The sequence below is a fragment of the Glaciecola siphonariae genome, from assembly GCF_042652645.1.
GTDB classification, from domain to species: Bacteria; Pseudomonadota; Gammaproteobacteria; order Enterobacterales; family Alteromonadaceae; genus Glaciecola; species Glaciecola siphonariae.
In genome coordinates this window covers 962,550-980,118 of record NZ_JBHSGU010000002.1, presented here as the reverse complement: position 1 = coordinate 980,118, position 17,569 = coordinate 962,550, and the positions used below count along the sequence as shown (strand labels likewise).

At 45.2% G+C, this 17,569-nt stretch carries 9 protein-coding genes; 6 read left to right on the top strand and 3 right to left on the bottom strand.

Annotated features, from left to right (window positions below; translation table 11 throughout):
• Positions 1–719: 719 nt before the first annotated feature.
• The gene (locus ACFO4O_RS05710) at positions 720–2,189 is read left to right on the top strand and encodes a glyceraldehyde-3-phosphate dehydrogenase (RefSeq protein WP_382406389.1); all 1,470 of its coding nucleotides are present in this window, start codon (positions 720–722) and stop codon (positions 2,187–2,189) included.
• On the opposite strand, the gene ACFO4O_RS05705 is transcribed toward ACFO4O_RS05710, so the two are convergent.
• On the bottom strand, positions 2,186–3,079 hold the full coding sequence (locus ACFO4O_RS05705; RefSeq protein ID WP_382406388.1) for a sensor domain-containing diguanylate cyclase: 894 nt from the start codon (positions 3,077–3,079) through the stop codon (positions 2,186–2,188). The genes ACFO4O_RS05710 and ACFO4O_RS05705 overlap by 4 nt on opposite strands.
• Before the next feature lie 283 nt (positions 3,080–3,362).
• Between ACFO4O_RS05705 and ACFO4O_RS05700 the strand changes: the two genes are divergently transcribed.
• On the top strand, positions 3,363–8,153 hold the full coding sequence (locus ACFO4O_RS05700) for a S8 family serine peptidase (RefSeq protein ID WP_382406387.1): 4,791 nt from the start codon (positions 3,363–3,365) through the stop codon (positions 8,151–8,153).
• A 52-nt stretch (positions 8,154–8,205) separates the two neighbouring features.
• Here the strand turns inward: ACFO4O_RS05700 and ACFO4O_RS05695 are convergent, their stop codons facing one another.
• Positions 8,206–9,354 carry a polysaccharide pyruvyl transferase family protein gene (locus ACFO4O_RS05695; protein ID WP_382406386.1) on the bottom strand — a complete coding sequence of 383 codons (1,149 nt, stop codon included), beginning with the start codon at positions 9,352–9,354 and terminating at the stop codon, positions 8,206–8,208.
• Between the two features lie 275 nt (positions 9,355–9,629).
• On the opposite strand from ACFO4O_RS05695, the gene ACFO4O_RS05690 reads away from it, so the two are divergent.
• Positions 9,630–11,372, top strand: a complete 1,743-nt coding sequence (locus ACFO4O_RS05690) for a PAS domain S-box protein (RefSeq protein ID WP_382406385.1) — start codon at positions 9,630–9,632, stop codon at positions 11,370–11,372.
• Positions 11,373–11,391: 19 nt separating this feature from the next.
• Here ACFO4O_RS05690 and ACFO4O_RS05685 read toward each other — a convergent pair whose 3' ends face one another.
• Positions 11,392–13,860, bottom strand: a complete 2,469-nt coding sequence (locus ACFO4O_RS05685; protein WP_382406384.1) for an EAL domain-containing protein — start codon at positions 13,858–13,860, stop codon at positions 11,392–11,394.
• Between the two features lie 344 nt (positions 13,861–14,204).
• Between ACFO4O_RS05685 and ACFO4O_RS05680 the strand changes: the two genes are divergently transcribed.
• From ACFO4O_RS05680 to ACFO4O_RS05670, 3 genes are all read left to right on the top strand, one after another.
• Entirely contained in the window at positions 14,205–15,332 is a 1,128-nt protein-coding gene (locus ACFO4O_RS05680) for a M14 family metallopeptidase (RefSeq protein ID WP_382406383.1), read from the top strand.
• 164 nt (positions 15,333–15,496) lie between these two features.
• Positions 15,497–17,131: an alanine/glycine:cation symporter family protein gene (locus tag ACFO4O_RS05675; protein WP_382408243.1), complete on the top strand. Its 1,635-nt coding sequence runs from the start codon at positions 15,497–15,499 to the stop codon at positions 17,129–17,131.
• A gap of 102 nt (positions 17,132–17,233) precedes the next feature.
• Positions 17,234–17,566: a hypothetical protein gene (locus ACFO4O_RS05670; RefSeq protein WP_382406382.1), complete on the top strand. Its 333-nt coding sequence runs from the start codon at positions 17,234–17,236 to the stop codon at positions 17,564–17,566.
• The last annotated feature ends 3 nt before the right edge of the window (positions 17,567–17,569 follow it).

The following is a 17,569-nucleotide window of genomic DNA, read 5'->3' as shown; positions in this document are numbered from 1 at the left end:
GCACATCCATGTGCGCGCACGCTTTCAAACTTACACATGCGCCTAACTCCTACGCTTTTTTTAAAATCTAAAGCCTCCTTCTGATTGTAAGTCAGGCGCATATGCAAATTTGAAAGGCGCTTTGCGCCATCCTGGCCGCTCGGACGCGCACATCTATGTGCGCGGACGCTTTCAAACTTACACGCGCCTAACTCCTACGCTTTTTTTAAAATCTAAAGCCTCCTTCTGATTGTAAGTCAGACGCATATGCAAATTTGAAAGACGCTTTGCGCCATCCTGGCCGCTCGGACGCGCACATCCATGTGCGCGCACGCTTTCAAACTTACATATGCGCCCAACTCCTACGCTTTTTTTAATGTAAAGCCTTCGGCTGATTTCAAGTCAGGCGCATGTGCAAATTTGGAAGACGCTTTGTGCCATCCTGGCCGCTCAAAGATGATTTAGCGTTCAGATGACCACCATTTTAAAATAATTTATGAAAGTTTATTTCAAAAATTCACATGTTTGATCGCTTATTATTCAATAATATCTCGCTTTCACTATTTAAAATATGCATGTATATCAGTAATGAAGGATGTTTACGTCGTTTTGATGACTTTTTGTAATTGCTTACATTTTTCTGAAAGTTTTCACCAGTTTGGAATTTAACCTGCTTTTGCTTAGAATGCGCGCGAGTTTTACACCCGCCCTTTTTGGATTACAACAGCAAGGTTAATTGAATGAATCAGCAGTTTGAACAGGTACTTACGAGCAGTTGGCAAGAGCGTCAAGATTTTGCAGAGCGCATGCTGCCTCTTATTGGCAGTCTCTACAGAAATCACGCAGTTGAAATAATGCTTTATGGCAGAACACTGTTAAACGCCAGCGCGATAGACATTATTAAAGCGCATCGCTCTGTACGTTTGTTTGCAGGTGAAAAGTTACGTTTGCGGGAAAGCTGGCCTCTACTCGAGGCGGTTAGTAAGATGCAGCTTTCAAACTGCGAAATTGATATTGGTAAATTAGCGGTAGAGTTTTACGCTCAGCAAAGCACCTCGCCTAATAGCGATTGTCTAGACTTGGACGCTTTTTTACGCAAAGCCCTGCAGCAAGTACTTGATAAAGATGATGTACAAGCACCCAAGGACGTTGTGCTCTATGGTTTTGGTCGGATAGGGCGATTGCTTGCAAGGCTCATGATTGAGCGACAAGGGCAGGCGAATAAGCTGCGCTTGCGCGCAATTGTGGTGCGCGGTGGGCGTGAGGGCGATTTGGAAAAACGCGCAAGTTTATTGCGCCGAGATTCAGTTCATGGCCCTTTTAATGGCAGCATTACCGTTGATACCCAGCGCAACGCTATTAAAGCTAATGGCAGCTATATTCAGGTCATATACGCTAATCATCCGAGCGAGCTGGACTATACAAAGTATGGAATATCTGATGCGATTGTTGTCGATAACACCGGCATGTGGCGCGACCGTGACGGCTTATCTGAGCATCTTAAAGCGAAGGGCGTTGCAAAAGTGTTGTTAACCGCACCTGGTAAGGGCGATATTAAAAATATTGTTCATGGTGTGAATCATGGCGATATTGATAGCACTGATACTATATTGTCAGCGGCGAGCTGCACTACAAATGCAATTACGCCCGTGCTCCAAGCGCTGGATAAACGCTATGGCATTGAAAACGGGCATGTTGAAACCGTGCATTCGTTTACTAATGATCAACACCTTATTGATAATTATCATAAGGCCGACAGACGCGGCAGAGCGGCGCCGCTAAATATGGTGATCACTGAAACCGGCGCGGCCAAAGCTGTATCAAAGGCCTATCCAGCGCTTGAGGGTAAGCTCACCGGTAATGCTATCCGCGTACCCACTCCCAATGTGTCGATGGCGATTTTGAATTTGAATTTGAGTGTAAACGACGCGCAAGACCGTTTTAACAAGGACTCGCTTAATGAGTTTTTGCGAGACGCATCTTTATTTTCTGAGCTGCAGCATCAAATTGATTACACGGCGTCTAAAGAGATTGTATCTAGCGATTTGGTGGGGACACGAGCTGCTGCGGTAGTAGATTCACAGGCGACTATTGTCGCCGGCAATCGGGCTACTTTGTATGTGTGGTATGACAACGAATTTGGCTATAGCTGCCAAGTTCTCAGGGTAGTGCGGGATATGGCTGGCGTAAATATGCTGAGTGTTCCTTAGCCAAAACGCCGCTGCTTTGCATTTTCCACCGCTTGGTCAATGGTTTCTTGTTGGCGGCATACATGTGCGCCAACCGAGACTTTGAAATGGTGCTTGCGCAATAATTTGAGCAGCTCAACAACTTGCGAGGTCAGCATTTTATTGTCTGCATCTATCATCAGCATTCCAAAGCTGTCGTTGTTCAATTTGCACAAGACATCGACATCACGCTTAGCCGATAGCAAAAGCTCTTTGGCGGCCATTAGGCCGTCGCAGCGCTCTTCAGGCTTTTGAAACTCGGGTGCAAAATGTTGAATGTCAATGAGGATAATCCCGAGGGGAGTACCGGTGTTGTTCATTCGCTGTTTTTGAGACTCGGCAAATTCCATAAATGCACTTTGATTTGGCAAACCGAGTACTTCTGTAGACGGGTCGCTGTGGGTGAAGTCTCGTAGTAATGTATTTAAGCGGTCGATTTCTTTGCTCTGACGCAGTAAGTTCTCAACCACTACTACAAAGTTTTGGATAAGAGCAGATTGCTCTTCGAGGTCGTCGCTTTTTGGCTTAGGGTCAATGCCGCAGAGGGTACCGAGTAATTCCCCGGATGAGGATTTTAGCGGATAGCCAACATACGATTCGAAATCAATCTGACCATAAATAGGTGCTTGTGCATAGGCTTCAACATCTTTCATATTAGGCACAATGTTCGGTCCAGCTCCGGTTACCATTCTGCTGCAAACACTGTCTGACCATACCTTTACGTCGTCTGGTTTAACACCGTAGCTACTGTCCGTGGTCGAAAGCATGATCCAGTCATCGTTTACGGTTCTGGTGATCATCCATAAGTCGAAGTCTACTTGGTGTTTAAGCACAGCCAATATGTTGTTTAGTGCATGTCTTAATTCGCTCAAGCATCTCTCCAGATAAGCATGTTTGTTATTAGCATTTATCGGCCAGTAAGGTGGCTTCTTTAGTGCCTTAATCCTTTTTATTTACACATACTTAAACCCTTTTCAGTCCTGTCCGGTTTGTTTCGAAAATAGCGCTATACCAAAGTATAAAGTTAGCGTGAGTTCAACAGACCCTAGCCTCAGTGAGCATATGTATAAAAATTCATATCTACTTATAAGTAAATGCCCCTAAAGCTAGGCAATGCTTTGATAGGCTTAGAAAAAATAGTTTGTCAGGAAAACCATGTTGATCCGACTAATAACCATTACGTTCACGATGATGCTATCGAGTGCTGCTGTGGCAGAGCAAGAGGTAAAAGAGCCTTTCCTATCTGGTCCATCAAAAGCCGAGCCATCAAATGCCGAGGCAGTAAGAGCGCAAGATGCTCTGATGATTAAAAATATGCTTGCGGAGCAAGGGTATAATGATGTCACGATAAGCTACTCTTCTGCTATCGATGGCTATCAAGTCGACTATTCAAACAGTGCCATTAAGCCTTATATTATTGAGCTGCGCCCGCCAAAGAAAGGTCTCAGAGGCCTTACGAGCAATGGCCACAGCAAAAGCAGTTTACAGGCCTATCAGCAACATCAGGTTGAAGTGATTCAAGAGTTTCAAGCAATGCGCTTGCTTAAACGCGTCAAAAGCACCTATACCCGCAGCATTTACGCGCTTGCAGTCGATGCGACTCACGAGCAAGCTGAAAAACTTCGTGCTCACGAGAGCGTGACGGCGGTGCACGACGATGTTTTGGTCCGCTCTAGCTTAGACGAATCGACTCGCGTAATTAATGCCCCTGCGGCTTGGAATGGTTACGAAGGACAAATTGATGCGCTTAGTGGTCAAGGGGTCAAAGTCGCCATTCTAGATACCGGTATCGATTACACCCATGAAGCCTTAGGCGGTTGTTTTGGCGAGGGATGTAAAGTGGTGGACGGTTATGATTTTCATTATGAAGATGCAGACCCGATGGATGTTGATGGTCATGGAACCCACGTTGCAGGCATTGTGGCTGCTAACTCAAGTGAACTGAAGGGAGTCGCACCCGATGCTTTATTATACGCTTATAAGGTGTTGGGCGATGAAGGCTTTGGCTGGACCTCTAAGATAATTTTAGGTATCGAGCGGGCGATGGACCCAGACCAAGACCCATCAACTGATGATGCTGTGGACGTGATGAACCTTAGTTTATCTGGGCCGGGCGATGCAAACTCTCTGTTAAGCCAAGCTGCTGACAGAGCCGTAGAAGCCGGTATTGTCATGGTAGTGGCTGCGGGCAATAGCTATAATTATGGCGAGATTACTAAGGCCTCGCCCGCATCATCAAGATTGTCGATCACAGTGGCTTCAAGCGACAACAACGACCGTGCATCAAGTTTTACGTCAAAAGGTAGTCCCGATTTACCGGGTGCTTTTAAGCCAGAAATAATCGCCCCCGGTTCATCGATTACTTCAAGCTATGTAGACAATAGCACTGCGGCACTGAGCGGAACGAGTATGGCCGCGCCTCACGTCGCAGGCGCAGCGGCATTGCTCATTCAAGCCTTCCCTGATGATACGCCCGACCGAATAAAGCGAAGATTAACCAGCACCAGTAAAGACATCGGTCTAGACCCGTTTGTGCAAGGTAGCGGCCGTTTAGACCTTAGCGATATCTTGCAGCGCAATCTGAGCGCGAGCAAAGGTGCATTTTTATTTGGCGCGTTAGATAAGCGCCAAGCTCGATTTTCTGACACTCAGAGCATCACCTTATATAACGACAGCGCGCAAGATATGGAGCTAGATGTCACGGTTGATGAGGCATTTTCAGCGCCAATCTCCCTAAGCTTTTCTGATTCACGAATTCAGATACCGGCGAATGGACAGGCTACATTTTCAGTGAGCTTAAGTGTAGATGCGCCATCAAAACTCGCACTTCCCGACAACGCAATAAGCAGTTATCTTGCAAAAGTTAGCGTGAGTTCGAGTACAGAAACGCTGCAATTCCCAGTGGCCTTGAGCAACAGTAATATTTTAACACTTTCAAATCGTTCATCCATTGAGTCGGAAGTAACGCTTAATTTTGAAGGGCAAGGTTTGTCGTCTATCCGTGTGACGGTCCCGGCGAACGGCTCTGAACAAGTAAGGGCGCCTTCAGGAAAAGCCTCCATTCTGTATACCTTTAGTTACCCGGGGGAAGATGCTTTGAGACTCAAACTCCCCAGCGACGCAAATGTATTTGAGGTATCTCAAGCTAATCTGAATATCAACGGGGATATGGACTTCGAATTGGTCGGTGTTGATCAACCGTGGGTATACGGCCTCAGTCCTCAATATATTGAAACCGTTGGTTTAGGAAAAGATGAATTCTTCCGACAGGTATTATCTCTTGATTATGGTAATTCGTTGACCTATTACAGCGGGAGATCGGTCAGCACACCGACTTATTATGTGATAAACCAAATTTCACCCGATGTTAGCGTGAAAATGGCATTCCCACAAATTCACGCGTCAGATTCGGGAAATGAGCTTACCCAGTTTTCTCTAAATCCAGTTGTGCATAGCGAGTTTAATGAGAGTACAAACTTTATTGACCCAATTGATAAACACGCTACTGCTTTAGTCGTTGATTTTTCCTCACCGAATGTTAGCAATAACGATTCACCTCAACGTTTACAGGCTCACGCGTGGGTGTCAGATTATGTGGCAGTGCCCTTAGGACAAATTAATGGTGATAGAGTAGAAATGATTGAGACCCAGCATTATGAGTCGGGGCTTGCCGTAACCTTTGCTAATCGAGTTGGGGGATCTGAGCAACAAACAGCGCGAACTGGCTTTATCAGTTTTAACAAACAACATGGACCGGTCATTCTTAATCAGGACTTGTCGTTGCAGGCGCTTATTCCAAAGGGTCAAGCGCTTGCGGTGGGGCAAGGTACATACTTTGCACAGTCTGTTTCTCAATGGGACGATACGCTGTATATACATGGTTCTAATTATGGTTCTGACGGGCATGAAGTGGTCAGCGATACTTTCGGTAGTATATTGCAAAACAATAAAGACGTTGTGTTAGAGCTGTTCTGTGACCAACAGAGTGTATTTAAAGGCAAGCTACCACTGCCTTATGACTTTAGCTTAAGTGAATGGGCACCGTCGTGCGCACCAGTCACCCTGCACCAGTCATTCTCAAGTCGTTTGGGTAATATTGCGGCCAGTTCGACCTACCGTTCGCTAGATTCAGAGCGAGATAATGGTGACGTAGTTCACTCAAACAGTATCGAAAGAATATTGTTGACCTCTGGCGATACGCCGATGGCTACGTCGACTCTCGATAAAATTCTCCCTGGCCTTCGAATTGAACGCAATTTTCTCGATAAATACAGTCCAATAGCGGTGTCTGTGAAACTCAATGATGGCGAGTGGCGTCTTCTAGAAACGCTCAACGTCAGTGACAATCAAGATAATGAAAATCAAGAAAATGAAAATCAAAATAGTTCAGATAAGCTCAGCGGCGGATACGTGTATGTTGCATTGCCATTTTTTGAGGGAAAACAAGCCGCTTCAATTAAAATAGAAGAATATGATGGTGTGTATGAGTTCACTAATTTCTTTATGTTGGGCTTTGACGAGAGCAGTGACATAGACAACGACGGCTTAGCAAATGTAAATGACCCAGACGATGATAATGACGGCGTGCCCGATAGTGAAGATTTTAGTCCCTTTGACCCAGAAGAGGCTTACGACACTGACGGCGATGGGATAGGCAATAAATTAGATGAAGATGATGACAATGATGGGGTGCTTGATATCCATGACGATTTTCCAACGGACGCTCGTTATACCACCGATAGCGACAAAGACGGCTTAGCAGATGAGCTTGAAGCCCAATACGGTACTGACCCGCAAAATGCCGATAGCGATGGCGATTTATTGGCAGATGGTGAAGAGGTCACGATAGGTACATCGCCTCTACTTATGGATAGCGATGGCGACAAAATATCTGATTTTGATGAATGGTCTCGAGGTGCAAACCCTCTGCTTAGGTTAAATCGCATGAACATCGATTTTGATAATGATGGTCGCGATGACTTTACCATCCGGCGCTTGTCTAACCGTCATACTTACATTCGCTTGTCGAGTGGCACAAAAAATCGTTCGGATAATTTTGGGCAGCAGGCAGCTGACATCCCACTGTACGGAGAGTTTGATGGAGACGGTATTACTGACCTAGTGATTCGACGACCGTCAAATGGACACTTTTATGTCAAAAAATCGCGGAGTGGGAAAGTGGCGAGTCGCTCATTTGGGCGCTTAGCGAGCGACATCCCGGTGCTGGCTGATTACGACGGTGACGGAAAAACTGACTTGGCTATACGACGCCCGCAAACGGGGATGTGGTATGTTCTTCAGTCCTCAAGCGGCAAGACATATCAGAAAAAATTTGGCATAAAAAGCACGGATATAGCCGTCCCAGCGGATTATGATGGAGACGGACGAGCCGATATTGCTATCCGCCGACCGAGCACAGGTGAGTTTATTATTTTACATTCGAGTGATAATCAAACGCACAAAATAAGATTTGGCCGTTTGCCTAGTGATAAAGCCGTAGTGGGAGATTACGACGGTGACGGCATAAGCGACTTAGCTATCTTTCGTGAATCGGCGAGTGAATACCGCTGGTTTATCCGTCACTCCAGCAGCATGGAAATTCATAGCGTGAGTATAGAGAACTTCGGTGCTTCTTATATTCCTTTAACTGGCGATTTTGACGGCGATGGTATTAACGATATTGCTTTTCGTGATATTAACAGCGGGATGCATTATTACATGTCATCTATGGATGAAGGACTTAAAACAGTGAATTTTGGCAAAGACGCCTCAGACATTCCTTTTTCTACCGACGCGCAAACTAAAATGTCGCTTATCGCTAAGCCAAGCAAGCCGTCTGCGGCAGGCGAGGCGCAACTGCGAGCTGAACTAGATGTGCAAGCGCCTCCTATAATGATAAAACAAAGCCGTTTTCTAGACTTCGAAGCTGACCATTACGGTTTGTAGACAGTATGCCTATCCCTGTCATTGTGATTTTGCTGTACACACCCAGTCTGACTTAGCGCAGACTGAGTGCGTATATATGCTCAAAAGACTTTTTTACTTGTGCTTTTTGCTCTGCCACAAGATCTGAATAGTCATGATAGTCATTTAATCGTTGGCTAACCGCACGTGCAATTTCTATATAAGCGACGCAGCCTTTTAAAAACTCTGGTGCCCACGTTTTGGTGTAAGCATCGAGTTTGTTAATTTGTTTATCTACTGCCACGAAAGGGTTGTTGTAAGTCATTGACAATATGGCGCCGTGCAAACTTGTTCCGATAAAGAGTTTTGCGTGCGCTAACGCCGATGTAATGTCGTCGATATGATCATGCTTTAAATGAAAGCATGGAAATGCGGCATGCCTTTTAATCCACTTGGCGGCCTTAATATCATCGTGACCTGGGCAATTGCCAATACTCAGTAAGCCAATTTTCACGCCGTGCTCGTCGTATACACGCTGCAATTGCTTGAGTATCATCACTAGCTTGTGTTTGGATTTTTGATAACCAAACTGCACGCAAATATAGGGTTCGTCGCATTGTCGAGGAAGCGATGCTTTAGGTTTTAAATCGCTATAGCTTATTACCGAATCTGGCACTAGTTGTGATGCCTGCTTGGCTCGGTTATTGAGTGCTCTGCGCGTTGCAAGATCGCGCACACTCACATATTTTGCTGCTTTTAATGCCTGTGTAAATGGGCCGAGTTTATGCGGCATCGAGGGCACAGAGCCGCCCACTGCGTGATACATAATGCGATTGTTTTTGAGCAGTTCGCCGTTACTTGGCATAAACGGCAAGGGTTCATTATTGAGCTTAAATTGACGAAACACATGGCGCTTTAAACGATGCTGGTCATATTTTCCATATAAACGAAACCATCGAGGTTTGATAAAAGATAGAAGTTTCATCCAATCACTGTTTAACACTTGCCCGCCCGCTATCAATATTGTTGCGTCACTAGGGTGTTTGTCTGAGTCAATAAAAATATCGTAGCCGGTGGTGGGCAGAGCACCTACCTCTGATAGATTGCTTTCTACCGTGGCGACATTATGAAAGCTTAGGGGGCCGCATTGCTCTAATTGCCATTTAGCAACGATGGGAAAAAGCAAATCGCCATAATTATATCGGTCGCTGGCGCTCACGCAAAAAATGCTCGGTATTTTCAAGTCTTATCCTATATTTCTCTAGATGGTTTTATATTTATTTCTGATCGCGTCTAAGTGTATCGCAATGCGTTATTCTCGTCAGCGATGTTGTTGCGTTTGTGCCCATTCGAGGTCTGTTTGTAACCCTTTGTGTTTGATATACATATCAACAAATGTCGATGAAATTCCATACTAAAGTAGAGTCAGGTAACAAAATCCGATGAAAATATTCTCTGTTAGCCATTTAGAAAAAACCTGATTGCTCCGATAAGAAAGCACATATCTGGAGAGTATTGATGTCTTTGTTTACTAAAAACACGAACAACGAAAACGCTATTTTAATGCAGGCGGTTGATGCAGTAGTTAGCATTGACGAGAACAATTGCGTTATTTTTTACAATAATGCTGCAGAAAATTTGTGGGGCTACACTCGCGAAGAAGTTATGAACCAGAACGTAAAAATGCTGGTGCCGAGTATGCATAGGTCGCAGCATGACGGTTACGTGAACAAAAACCGGGAAACCAATGTTGATGTGATCGTAGGTATTTCGAGAGACGTCGAGGTAGAAACCAAGCATGGTCAGAAAGTATGGTGCAATCTGTCGATATCAAAGGTGCCTACAAAAAAAGGCTTTCACTATACCGCGTTTCTAAAAGATATTACCGAGCAGCGCGAATCCCTTGCCCGAATAGACCAAACCTTAGAGCAATGTCTTGATGCAGTTGTTACCATCGACGATAGCAACAATGTGGTGTTTTTTAATAAAGCTGCTGAGGCTTTGTGGGAATGCGACCGCAGCGACGTGCTGGGTAAAAACGTGAATATATTGGTGCCCGACGCCATCAAAAGCCAGCACGATCAAATGGTCAACAGCAATCGTAATGGTGGTGCCGACAAAATAGTAGGCAAATCTCGAGACGTAAGCTTTAAAACCTTTAGCGGTAAAGAGATTTGGGCAAATTTATCGCTTTCAAAAGTGCAGCTCGACCACAGCGTTTACTACACGGCGTTTGTAAAAGATATTACCGAAGAGCGGGCGAATCGTGAGCGCGTTAAGCTGCTCTCTTTAGTTGCCGACGGTACCAAGAATTCTGTGATCATCTGTAATGCTAATGGCCAGATTGAATACACTAATAATGGCTTTACTGATTTTACCGGATATGAGTTTGATGAAGTAGTGGGCAAAAAGCCTGGCAGTTTTCTGCAAGGCCCGCATACAGACAAAGCCACGGTCGCAAGAATTTCAGAGCACATAAAACAAGGTCGGCATTTTTACGAAGAAATACTAAATTACAACAAAGCAGGCCAGTCATACTGGATAAGCTTAAGCGTGTCGCCCGTGTTCGATGAAAACGGCAAAGTGGCGAAATATGTGTCTATTCAGGCCAACATCGATTCAACTAAGAAGCGTGCCTTAGAAAACGATGTAAAAATTGAGGCGCTTAATAAAGCGAATATTGTGATTGAATGGTCAAACAACGGTGAGCTGATGTTGGCAAATGAGCTTTGCCTAACGACCTTTTCGGTGCAAAACGTACACGAACTGCAGTCTACGCTTGCAAACTTGTTTCAGTGTTTGTCTCAAGAGCAAAAAGAGGCCTTGTTGTCTGGGCAATCTATGCAGCAAGAGCTTAAATTTGTTGGCGCAGGCGGACGTCAGGTCTTGCTATCGGTGGTACTAAGTCCTGTCGCAGATGAAACCGGTAAGGTCGCAAAAATATTAATGTATGGTTCGGATGTATCACAGCGCAACGCTGTGTTGAACGAAACCCATGAGGCAATGACGCAGGTGCTTGAGAAAATTGGCTCAATCATCCAAACCATTAATACTATTTCATCCCAAACTAATCTTCTTGCCTTAAACGCCGCTATTGAGTCAGCCAGAGCAGGGGAGGCAGGGCGTGGCTTCGCGGTAGTGGCTGATGAAGTAAGGAACCTCGCGGGTAGCACAACAGAATCTGCGAACGAAATTGGCAGTCTAATCGGAGAGACAAAGCAGCACGTAGATAAACTGGCGAGCTATATTCAGGGAAGCTAAGCTTTTTACAAGCGTTTAGCTATTTAACCTGAATCCTGTTTAAAAATCGCTCGGTTATTTCACTGGCAGTGATGGGCTTACTGTAAAGATAACCTTGGAATCGTGTACAGCCCATCTCAATGAGCTTGTTGGCGTGCGCGTCGGTTTCAACCCCTTCGGCCACCAGATCCAGGCCTAAGCAAGCTGCTAGGCTGATGATCGTCCGACAAATGCACGTATCAGTATGGTTATTCAGCATTTTTCTCACAAAGCTTTGGTCTATTTTGAGCACGTCAATGGGATATTCTTTAATATAAGACAAGCTAGAAAATCCTTTTCCAAAGTCATCCAAAGAAATCTTTACCCCCAGCGCTTTGAGCTGCATAAACGTATCAATGGCGTGGGCGTCATTAATTAACACCGACTCAGTGATTTCTAGCTCTAAACTGTGTGCGGGTATCTCAACGTCGGCCAGTACCGCTGAGACGGTAGCCACCAAGCTCGGCTTAAACTGTATCGCAGAAATATTAACCGATAGGCTCATATCAGGCTGAGTGAGCTGCCACTCTCGCAATTGTTTACACGCGGTGTAAAGCACCTGTTTACCTAAAGGAATAATCAGCTTTGTCGATTCTGCCAGGCCAATAAACGCATCGGGGAAGCGGATAGAGCCGTCATTCTGAGGCCATCTTAGTAAGGCCTCAGCACCGACCATCTTATTGGTTAAACCGTCAATTTTCGGCTGATAATACACCTCTAGTTCATGGCTCTCTATCGCCTGTCTTAGCGCTTTTTCATCCTTAAATTCGCTTGCTAGACGTGCCTCAATCTCGTTTGAGAAAAATCTGAAGTGATTCTTTCCTTTGCGCTTACATTCGCGCATGGCGGTGTCGGCACGTCTATACAATACATAGGCGTCGTCGGTGTCATTCGGATATACCGCCACACCTATGCTAACCGTTAAATTTATTTGCGTGCCTTCTACTGTCCAGGCTTGCTCCATTGCCTCTAATAGATTCGTGCAGTATTGCGACACCAACGATAGGTCAGTAATGTCGTTTAACAACACAACAAACTCATCGCCGTTGGGTCTGCTTAAGGTAACGTTTGGCTCAGCAAACTCTTGTAAGCGTGCCGCGATCTGCGCCATTAACGCATCTCCGGCTAAGTAGCCGTGAAGGTTGTTGATGCTTTCAAAGTCGTCTACGTCTATCATTAACAAACAGCAATGTGAGTTATCAAACTGTGCTTGTTTTATTGCCTGTGCGGTTCTATCTAGCAACAGAGCGCGATTAGGCAGACCGGTTAGGCTATCGTGTGTCGCCATTTTTACAATGCGCTCTGATTCAGCTTTTGCCGCAGAAACATCGTGAAACACTAAAATTGCGCCAATCAAATGTCCGACTTTGTCATGGATGGGCGCCGCTGAGTCTTCAATGTAAAGTACTTCTTTTTGCTTTGTGAGCAATGTGGTGTCAAGCGGCATCTCAACAACGCGGTCTTCTTTTAAGGCAGTGCGGATGGGGTTTATGACCTTTTCGTGAGTAAATGCATCATGAATAATCATGACATCTTCAATGTTTTTGCCCACTGCAGAATTGTTGACATAACCGGTCATCTCTTCGGCAACCGGGTTAATAAACGTAATTTTACCGTTTACGTCTGTCGCTATTACGCCGTCGCCAATGGAGCGTAAGGTAACATCCGCTAGGTCTTTGTCGCGCGTTAGCTGTATCTCTCCCGTTTTTCGGTCGGTAACATCGGTAATTACCAATACAAAACCGTCGACATTGTTAAACGCTTGGTTGGCTATAAATGACAGCTGCGCATATCGTTTCGCTCCGCGAGGCGGGCTGAGGGTAACCTCTACCACACTATTTTCGCCTTGCTTAACGCGCTCAATATTGGATTCGATGCGCGAGTATTCTTCCGGTAAAAATAAAGTGGATATAAATAGTTCAGACAGCTCATGCGGCTTAAAACCAAACCATTTTCCTTCAATATCATTGCAAAATGTATTGACCAAATCGCAAGACCAATGCGATACAAACACCGGAAGGGTAGCAAGCAGTCGATGTAGCTCACTGCGAGCAGAGATAAGCTCTTTTGTGCGTTTTATTGCGGTTAACTGAGCCTTGACGCGTGTACGCAAAATCGCTGAATTGATCGGTTTGCTAATAAAATCGATGCCTCCGAGACCCAGCGCTTCTAGCTCGGTGCTCGGATTGGTCTGTCCGGTAACAAAGATAATTTGCGTATCGAAGGTTTCTGGATCAGATTTAATCGCTCTACAGACCTCTAGGCCATTAAGGTTCGGCATTTGTATGTCGAGCAATATTAAATCAGGCCGTTCGCGCTTTACTAGTGATAGCGCCAACGAGCCGTTGCCCGCCACCAGCACTTTTGCCAGCGACTTTATAGCTTCACCGATAACATGAATGCTGGTAGGAGAATCGTCTACTACCAATACGGTAAGCTGCTGTGAGCTTTGTGTAAAGTTGCCCTGCAAATTCCACCTCTTGCGCTGTTGAATTTAAGCGTTCTAATGTTCCGCTTATCAGGATTCACCTACATGCATTAACTACGTTGTAGCAAATGACTATGCTAACTGATACCTCAATCTTATTTTATACTAAAGTATAATTTATCTAGAATATCTCAATATGCCATGGTTCAGCAATCATAATTTGAGAGAGATTTGACTTGGCGTTGAGTGATTAATACAAAAAGCGCTTAAAAACCCTAAGGTAAATATCTTACTTCTCCGATGCGCGTCGCTTGTGGTACACTTTTTTTACTAATAAGGCGTGGGGCAGGCTAATGTGCTCCCCAGCAGTAAACAGGCATTCAAAAATGATAATAAATAGCCAGTTTGACAGCGGCAATATTAAGGTGCTGCGAGCAGACGCTCCTGACGATATTCAACTCAGCATCAATAAAGATGCGCAATCAGAATTTTATCAATGGTTTCACTTTAAGTTACATACTCAGGCATTTGTAAACCATCGTATCCATATTAACGACCTAGCAAAGTCAGCTTACCCAGACGGTTGGAAAGACTACCAAGCTGTTGCGTCCTACGATCGCGACGAGTGGTTTAGAGTCGACAGCAGTTTTGATGGCGACACGCTTAGCATAGATTTTACCCCCGAACACAGCAGTATTTATTTCGCGTATTTTGCCCCTTATAGTTATGAGCGCCACCTTGACCTTATTGCCGATGCACAAATGTCGTTTGACTGTAAGCACGAGCTGCTTGGCCATACGCTCGACGGGCGAGAGCTAAACCTGTTGATAGTAGGCGACGCAGCAAATGTAAAAAATAAGATATGGATTACCGCTCGTCAGCATCCGGGTGAGTCAATGGCACAATGGCTTGTTGAGGGGCTGCTTCGTCGATTGTTAAACGAAGACGACGGCACGGCAAAAACGCTGCTGCAAGATAATGTTTTTTATATTGTGCCAAATATGAATCCCGACGGCAGTGTGCGAGGGCATTTGCGTACAAACGCTGTTGGCACAAACCTCAATAGGGAGTGGGCGGCGCCTAGCCTAGAGAAAAGCCCTGAGGTGTTTCATGTGCTCAATAAAATGCAGGAAACCGGCGTAGATTTGTTTCTCGATATTCATGGTGACGAAGCGCTGCCATACAACTTTGTAGCTGGCACAGAAGGTAATCCAAATTACAATGCGCGTATTGCCGAGCTAGAATCAGCCTTTAAACAAAGTCTCATGGCGTGTACGCCAGAGTTTCAAGATACTTATGGCTACGATAAAGACTCACCCGGAAAAGCAAATATGACAGTGGCATGTAATGCAGTCGGTCATCGATTTGACTGTTTGTCGTACACACTTGAAATGCCGTTTAAAGATAATGCAGATCTGCCTGATGTGAGCTACGGATGGTCGCCCATTCGCTGTCAACAGTTAGGCGAAGATTTACTGATTGCCATAAGAGCTGTGAGCGAAAATTTGCGCTAGTCTCGTTAAACAAACAAACAAACAAGCTTTGAACAAATATCGTTAAACAAGAAAAGAACATGCAGTACCTTTGAAAAACTGCAACAAAAAACCTGTGACAAAAACGTGATACATAAAAAAATAATAAGGAAGAGACAGTGGATGCCATACTAGATTTTTTTAACATGCTTGACGGCTATCTTGGCGGGGCCAAATGGTTTCCGTTCGTTTTGTTAGGCGTGGGCGCATTTTTTACGATTTATTTGAAGTTTCCGCAAATCCGGTTTTTCAAACATGCGTGGCGCGTAGTCACCGGTAAATTCGATAAAGGCGATGAGCCAGGTGATACCACGCATTTTCAAAGTTTAACTACCGCGCTCTCCGGCACTGTAGGGACGGGGAACATCAGTGGCGTTGCTTTTGCTATTTTTTTGGGCGGGCCTGCGGCTCTGTTTTGGATGTGGGCAACCGCGTTTTTGGGCATGACCACCAAATTTGTGGAAGTGACCTTATCTCATAAATACCGAGTGAAAACCGATGACGGTACTATGGCCGGCGGTCCGATGTACTATATGGACCGTGGTTTAAATATGAAGTGGTTAGCCGTAGCATTTGCTGTGGCAACGGTGATTAGCTCATTTGGCACCGGTAATCTTCCGCAAAGTAACGGCATTGCCACCAGCATCGAATCGACTTTTGGCTTTGACCCTGCCTATGTAGGCGGCGTGCTTGCTATTTTACTAGGCCTAGTGATTTTAGGCGGGATAAAACGTATCGCCGCGGTAACGTCAAAAATAGTGCCGTTTATGGCCGCGATTTACATGATTGGCGCCTTTGCTGTTATTTTTGCTAATTTCTCAAACATCGGTCCAGCTTTTGTGGCCATCATCAGCGATGCCTTCACCGGTTCTGCTGCTGCCGGCGGGTTCTTGGGCGCATCTTTGGCGTATGCCTTTAATCGCGGTGTAAACAGAGGTCTGTTTTCAAACGAAGCTGGGCAAGGTTCAGCGCCTATTGCGCACGCAGCGGCAAAAACCAAAGAGCCAGTGTCTGAAGGTATGGTATCGATTTTAGAGCCCTTTATTGACACCATCATTATTTGTACCATCACCGGACTGGTTATTTTGTCGTCGGGTGTTTGGAATCAAAAGCATGAGAACATTTTTGACCGCTCCGATATGCAGTTTATTGCCGGCGAGTACGCCGAGTCAGAGCAGGCAGACGTTACCGCGCTTTATGAGTTTTTAAACGACTATAAAGGCGCGTCGGTAGAGACTTTCACCGGTGAGATTCAGGTGGTAAATGGTGTGGCAATAAGCGGCGGTTATACGCTGATTAACGCACGTTCATTTGCCGAAGATGTGGTCTACCACGTGGGCTCGCCAGATGATCCATTTACCGGTACCTTGAAAATTGCAGATGGTGAAATTGCGCGTGACAATATTGTGGTGACGGGTAAGTCTCTGGTGCATTCGGCCAGTTTAACCGCCATCGCTTTTACCAAGGGTTACTTTGGCGAGTTCGGCAAATACATAGTGTCGGTTGGATTGTTGCTGTTTGCGTTTTCCACGGCGATAGCATGGTCATATTATGGCGACCGAGCAATGACCTATTTGTTAGGTCCTGCATCGGTTATGCCTTATCGAGTGCTGTATGTTGCTGGCTTCTTTTGGGCAGCTATTTCAGATACCACGCTTGTTTGGGCGCTATCGGCAGTCGCCATTGTAGTGATGACGCTGCCTAATTTGTTTGGGATCATGATGCTTCGCAAAGAAATGAAGCAGTCGGTCAACGACTACTGGGAAAAAGTGAACAAATAAAGTCTAAAGCACATAAAAAGGTTAACCCTTGGGTTAGCCTTTTTTTTCATGTGGCGTTTATATGGCCATAAGTATTAACACAATCAAAATAGGGAGTCCTTGATGGCTATTACTAACTGCCCAGCGTGTTCAAAACCTATCTCAGACAAAGCGCAAGTGTGTCCGCATTGTTCTTTGAATATGGGCGGGGCGAGTCCTGAGGATATTCAGCGAAAACTCAGCATGGAGCGCTTTCAAAAATTACACCGAATCCAGAACCAGTCGATGATGGCAATACTGATATTTATTGTGGGGATTTATTTTGTGTTTATGGGGGATTTTCCTGACACAGAAAAGGGTGTGTTGATGTACAATATCGCCGTTGGCGTTGCCGCACTTGGCTTTATTTGGTACGCCGTTAATCGTGTGAGAATTACCTTAGCGAAAAGGAGCTAAATA